7 protein-coding genes and 2 tRNA genes are annotated in these 5,567 nt (G+C 71.2%); 7 read left to right on the top strand and 2 right to left on the bottom strand.

The features are described 5' to 3' along the window. On the bottom strand, nucleotides 1-261 hold a 261-nt coding region (locus WMJ97_RS14125), incomplete at its 3' end, for a hypothetical protein (protein WP_347349647.1). Nucleotides 262-557: 296 nt separating this feature from the next. On the opposite strand from WMJ97_RS14125, the gene WMJ97_RS14130 reads away from it, so the two are divergent. The 4 genes from WMJ97_RS14130 (at nucleotide 558) to rpmG (ending at nucleotide 2,306) form a co-directional block, all read left to right on the top strand. Continuing rightward, the gene (locus tag WMJ97_RS14130) at nucleotides 558-1,775 is read left to right on the top strand and encodes a DUF2207 domain-containing protein (RefSeq protein ID WP_347349648.1); all 1,218 of its coding nucleotides are present in this window, start codon (nucleotides 558-560) and stop codon (nucleotides 1,773-1,775) included. 104 nt (nucleotides 1,776-1,879) lie between these two features. After that, nucleotides 1,880-1,952: transfer RNA gene (locus tag WMJ97_RS14135), tRNA-Thr, on the top strand. A 71-nt stretch (nucleotides 1,953-2,023) separates the two neighbouring features. Further along, a tRNA-Met gene (locus WMJ97_RS14140) sits at nucleotides 2,024-2,096 on the top strand. Nucleotides 2,097-2,135: 39 nt separating this feature from the next. Continuing rightward, nucleotides 2,136-2,306, top strand: coding sequence for a 50S ribosomal protein L33 (gene rpmG / locus WMJ97_RS14145; protein ID WP_347349649.1), 171 nt, complete (start codon nucleotides 2,136-2,138; stop codon nucleotides 2,304-2,306). Nucleotides 2,307-2,408: 102 nt separating this feature from the next. Here rpmG and WMJ97_RS14150 read toward each other — a convergent pair whose 3' ends face one another. Continuing rightward, complete coding sequence (locus WMJ97_RS14150) at nucleotides 2,409-3,530, bottom strand: glycosyltransferase (protein WP_347349650.1); 1,122 nt, start codon at nucleotides 3,528-3,530, stop codon at nucleotides 2,409-2,411. A 155-nt stretch (nucleotides 3,531-3,685) separates the two neighbouring features. On the opposite strand from WMJ97_RS14150, the gene WMJ97_RS14155 reads away from it, so the two are divergent. The 3 genes from WMJ97_RS14155 to WMJ97_RS14165 are packed head-to-tail and all read left to right on the top strand — an operon-like array spanning nucleotide 3,686 to nucleotide 5,566. Then, nucleotides 3,686-4,123, top strand: a complete 438-nt coding sequence (locus WMJ97_RS14155) for a MaoC family dehydratase N-terminal domain-containing protein (RefSeq protein ID WP_347349651.1) — start codon at nucleotides 3,686-3,688, stop codon at nucleotides 4,121-4,123. Next, nucleotides 4,120-4,524 carry a MaoC/PaaZ C-terminal domain-containing protein gene (locus WMJ97_RS14160; RefSeq protein WP_347349652.1) on the top strand — a complete coding sequence of 135 codons (405 nt, stop codon included), beginning with the start codon at nucleotides 4,120-4,122 and terminating at the stop codon, nucleotides 4,522-4,524. Before WMJ97_RS14155 ends, WMJ97_RS14160 begins: the two co-directional genes overlap by 4 nt. Beyond that, nucleotides 4,517-5,566, top strand: a complete 1,050-nt coding sequence (locus WMJ97_RS14165) for a UDP-N-acetylmuramate dehydrogenase (RefSeq protein ID WP_347349653.1) — start codon at nucleotides 4,517-4,519, stop codon at nucleotides 5,564-5,566. The genes WMJ97_RS14160 and WMJ97_RS14165 overlap by 8 nt, the downstream gene beginning before the upstream one ends. The last annotated feature ends 1 nt before the right edge of the window (nucleotide 5,567 follow it).

The raw sequence follows: 5,567 nt of genomic DNA on the forward strand, positions 1-5,567 counted from the left end.
CGCCTCGCTCACCAGGCCGCAGCGGTCGGGGGTGGTGCAGTAGACGTCCCACAGCTCGGCGCGCGGCTGGGGGATCGCGCGGCCGAGGACGCCGTCACCGCGCAGGACGATGCGGTACGAACCGCCGTCCAGCACGGTGAGGCGCTCCTCGGCCGCGCCGGTGGTCGGAACCTGCTCGGCCGGCGGGATCGCGGCCCACGGACGCCGTGCCGGCGAATCGGGGTGGGCCTGCGTCTCCGGTCGGGCGAGCAGCGCGGTCATGCGTGTTCCTTCCTTGCGACACCGCCACGGCGTCGCCTCGAACGTCGCAAACTATTGAAATATAAACTACCTTGGTTCGTCCACTCCGCACGGTGACGGATCCTTCGGATTCCCCGGCATGTCACCCCTAGTAGGACGTCGAATCGCGTCGCCCCCGACGTGCCGTTGCCGAAGGACGTCCCAGCCCGGGTGACCGCGCCATCCCCGGCTCGAAACGTAGAGACACCTCGCCCCTCCGGACGCCTCCGCGCTTCGGCGTAGCCCCGCCCTTGCGGCGTCCCAGCACAATAGGAGCCATGACCTCGACCGACCTCGGCTTTCTCGTCATCGGAATCCTCGCCCTCGCCGTCGCCGGCCTGGCCACCGTGGTGGCCCGTCGCTTCCACCGCGACGAGATCTTCGCGGGCGCCACGCCCGGCACCATCCCGCCCGACCCCCACGCCCCGCGCGAGCGTCTGCGCACGCAGGAGTACCAGGGTGAGGTCGCGGTGGCGTTCTCGCCGCCGCGCGGCGTCAGCCCCGGCCTGGTCGGCACCGTCGTGGACGGCTCGGTGGAGGCGCGCGACCTCACGGCGATCCTCGTCGACCTCGCGGTCCGGGGCCACCTGACGATCACGGCCGTCCCGGCCGATGAGAAGCCGAACCCGGTCCGCAGGAAGTTCGCGCGGCGTCCCGAGCCCGACGGCGAGCCGAAGACCGACTGGGTCCTCGAACGCGCCGACCGGACGCCCGCCGACGCGCTCGACGGCCTCGAATCCCGCCTCCTTGACGGCATCTTCGCGCCGGGCGTCGAGAAGGTCCGCATGTCCCAGCTGGACGCCCGCGGCCTCCAGGCGCTGCGGCAGGCCCAGGTCGACCTCTACGCCGGGGCGGTCGAGCGGGGCTGGTACGCGCGGCATCCGCAGCAGCGGGGTGCCGGCGGCGGGTGCCTCCTCCTCGGCCTGGGGTTCGCGTTCGCCGCCCTGTGCCTGATCGCGCGCCCCGCGGTGGGCGGCATCGGGGCCGCCCTGATGATCGTCGCGTCCACGATCTGGATTTCCCGCGCGATCCGCGGCCGGACGCCGCGCACGGCGGAGGGGACCGCGGTCCGCATCCAGGCGCTCGGCTTCAAGCGCTATCTGGCGACGGCCGAGGCCGATCAGTTCAAGTTCGAGGAGGCGGCCGGCATCTTCAGCCGCTATCTGCCCTACGCGATGGTCTTCGGGGTCGCGCAGCACTGGGCGAAGACGTTCGGGGAGGTCGCCCGCGCGGCCAAGGACGTCCCCGGGGCCGACGTCAACTTCGACCTGACCTGGTTCGACGTCGCCGCCCTTTCGGCCCTGGACACCGCGACCGACCTGCTCTGGCTGGACGCCCTCGACGGCTCGTTCGACCTCTTCGACGGCGACGCGTTCCTCGCCTTCGGGGGCGACGCGGTGGAGGGCCTGTCCGGGTTCGCGACCGAGATCGGCGACTTCATGGGCTCCCTCGACTTCCTCGACGGGCTGGGGGACGGCTGCGACTTCGACTTCTGACGGGGGGTTTCGCGGCGCCGCGGACGCCGTCGAACCTGACCGCAGTCTCGCCACCCGCGATTTTGGCGGGGCCCGGCGTCTCGTGTATGTTTGGACGTCGTCCGGCCCCTATAGCTCAGTCGGCAGAGCGTCTCCATGGTAAGGAGAAGGTCTGCGGTTCGATTCCGCATGGGGGCTCTGTGTCCGAGTGCACACCGTTCGGGGTCGGGAACAAACCTGGCCTCCGAAGGGTTGGAATCTCGGGCAGGGGCGGGATAGCTCAGACGGTAGAGCAAGCGGCTCATAATCGCTGTGTCACGGGTTCAAGTCCCGTTCCCGCTACCGAGAAGTTCACCGGCAAGACCGAAAGTGAGGCGCACGATGGCCAAGAAGGCAGGGGACATTCGCCCGAAGATCACCTTGGCGTGCACCGAGTGCAAGGAGCGGAACTACATCACCAAGAAGAACCGGCGCAACACGCCGGATCGCTTGGAGTTGAAGAAGTTCTGCCCCAAGTGCCACTCGCACACCGCGCACCGCGAGACGCGCTGAGCCAAGCGAAACGGGCCGTCCCCAACAGGGGCGGCCCGTTTTGCATGCCCGGACGCCGTCGCGCCCGTTCGTCGCCGATCCGGTAGCGAGGGTGCCGGACCGTCAGCCGATCAGGTCCACGTACAGGTCTGCCAGGCGGCGGGCGGCGTCCGACCAGGTGAACCGCCGCGAGTGGACGCGCGCGACGACCCCCATTCGCTCCGCGAGTTCGTCGTCGGCCAGCAGGCGCGTGATCCCGGACGCCCACAGTGCGGCGTCCCGGCTCGCCATCAGCAGGCCGGTCTCGGAGTCGACGACGACCTCCCGCAGGCCGCCGGCGGCCGACGAGATCACCGGGACGCCGGACGCCGCGGCCTCCAGCGCGACCAGCCCGAACGTCTCCGAATGCGAGGGCACCAGGAACATCCGGCAGTGCCGCATGAGCCGGGCCAGTTCGGGGCGCGGGCGTCCGCCGACGAACGTCACGCTCCCGGTGAGCCCGAGCTTCTCGATCATGACGTCCAGCTCGGCGCGGTAGGCGGCGAAGTCCTCGGAGATGTCTCCGGCGATCACGAGATGCGGGCGCAGCTTCCCCGGGACGCGCGCGAGCGCCGCGATGGCCAGATCCGGTCCCTTCAGCGGCTGGAGGCGGGCGGCGTACAGCACGTAGCCGCGGTCGTCCGTGGAAAAGACCGGTGCCTCCTCCGCGGCCTCGGCGGGCCGGAACAGCTCGGTGTCCACCCCCGGCGGGATCACGAAGACGCGCGTCGGGTCGGCGCCGCACCGCTCGATCACGGTCCGCGCCTCGGCGGTGCTCACGGCCACGATGGCATCCGACTCGCGCGCGGTGAGCGCCTCGCCCGGGACGCGGGCCGGCGACTCCGGCGGCTCCCCGTCGCCCAGCGGCGAGCCCGGCAGGGCGGCCACCGAGTGATAGCTCTGCACGTGCGGAACGCCCCACTCCCGCGCGACGGACAGCGCGGCGACCCCCGACATCCAGTGGTGCGACTGGACGAGGTCGTACGGCTCGAGCCCCCGGAGCCCTTCCGCGAACTCGGCGACGTGGGCGTCGATCGCGCTCTTGGCGAGCGGCCTGGGCGGGCCGGCGGGCAGGTGCCGCAGCCGGACGCCCGGCGACAGCTCGACCACGTCGGGCTGGTCAGGATGGGAGCGCCGGGTGATGAGGTCCACGGTGTGGCCTAGTGCGGCGAGGCCGAGCGCCTGCTGGCTCTCGACGACGTTCATGCCCCCCGCGTCGCCCGATCCCGGTTGGTCGGCCGGTGACGTGTGCATCGACACGAAAGCAAGGCGGAGACTGCGCACAGGCGAAGGCTAGCGTGCGGAACCCCCGGTGGCGGCGGCCCGGCGCGAAGCGTGGACGCTGCACTAGCCTGTGACCCATGCCCATCAGCGAGGCCCACGTGGGGAAGACGTACCCCCCGACCCAGCCCTATCTCGTCACCGCCGGCAAGATCCACGAGTTCGCTCGTGCGCTCGGCGACGAAAACCCTGCCTACGCCGGCGCCGAGCCTGTCGCGCCGCCGACGTTCGCGGCCGTCCTGGCGGCCGACGCGTGGGGCGCGCTCTTCGACGACCCCGAGCTCGACCTCGCGCTGTCGCAGACGATGCACACCAATCAGAAGTTCGCCTGGAGGCGTCCGCTGCGCGCCGGCGACGAGGTCGTCGCGACGCTGACGATCGACGGCGTCCGGGCCCGCGCGAACACGGCCTTCGTGACGATCGCCGTGCTCTTGGCGACCACCGCCGGCGAAGAGCTGTGCACGGCGTCCTCGACGCTGCTGCACACCTGGCCGGTCGAGAACGAGGAGGAAGCATGAGCGTCGAGGTCGGCACCGAACTGCCGCGGCTGGCCGTTCACCTGACCCGGGAGACCGCCGTCCGCTACGCGGGGGCGTCCGGTGACTTCAATCCCATCCATTACTCCGATTTCTATGCGCGCGCCCTCGGCCTCGAGGGCTGCATCGCGCACGGCATGCTCACGATGGGCACCGCGCTTCGGGTGGTGACCGACTGGGCGGGCGATCCGGCGAAGGTGCGCAGCTACGGAGTCCGGTTCACCAAGCCGGTCCCGGTGCCCGACGACGCCGAGGGTGCGCTCGTCGAGTTCGCCGGCCGCGTGACGAAGGTCGCCGACGGCGTCGCGACGGTCGCGATCGACGCGCTGTGCGACGGCGTCAAGGTGCTCGGGTCCGCCACCGCGGAGGTGTCCGTTGACTGAGCTGCTGTCCGATCACACGACGTTCCGGGTCGGCGGCCCCGTGGGCCGCTGGGTGGAGGGCAACTCCGCTGCGGAGATCGTCGAGGCGGTGAAGCAGGTGGACGCCGCCGGCGACGACCTGCTGGTGCTTTCCGGCGGTTCGAACATCCTGGCCTCCGACGAGGGGTTCGCGGGCACCGTGGTGCACGTGGCCTCCAAGGGCATCGAGATCAGCGAGTCGTTCTGCGACATCGACCTTGCGGCGTGCGGCGGCGTCCTGGTGACGGTCGAGGCGGGGGAGCGGTGGGACGATCTGGTCGCGTTCGCCGTCGAGAACGAGCTCGTCGGCATCGAGGCCCTCTCCGGCATCCCCGGCGCCGTCGGCTCGACCCCGATCCAGAACGTGGGCGCCTACGGCCAGGAGATCAGCCAGACGCTGTGGAGCGTCCGGACGTGGGACCGCAAGACCGGCTGGTACCAGACCTTCGCGAACTCCGGCTGCAAGTTCGGCTATCGCTGGTCGCGCTTCAAGGCCGAGCCGGGGCGCTACGTGGTGCTGCAGGTCATGTTCCAGTTCCTGCAGGGCGACCTGTCGGAGCGCCTCCGCTACGGCGAACTCGCGCGGCGGCTGGGCGTCGAGGCGGGCCAGCGCGCCCCCATGACCGACGTCCGCGAGACCGTGCTCGGGCTGCGGCGCTCGAAAGGCATGGTGCTCAATCCCGACGATCACGACACGTGGAGCGCGGGTTCGTTCTTCACGAACCCCCTGCTCACGCCCGAGGACGCCGACCGGCTCCCCGAGGGTGCCCCGCGTTTCGCGCAGCCGGACGGCCGGGTCAAGTCGAGCGCCGCCTGGCTCATCGAGCACGCCGGCTTCGGCAAGGGCTACGGGACGCCGCCGGCCACCCTGTCGACGAAGCACACCCTGGCCCTGACGAACCGGGGCGGGGCGAAGGCGTCCGATCTGGTCGCGCTCGCGCGGACGGTGCGCGACGGCGTCCGGGACGCCTTCGGCGTCACGCTGGTCCCCGAGCCGGTCTTGCTGGGGGTGAGCCTGGACTGAG

Origin of the sequence: Nigerium sp., assembly GCF_039811905.1 — a bacterium.
GTDB lineage: Bacteria > Actinomycetota > Actinomycetes > Propionibacteriales > Propionibacteriaceae > Propioniciclava.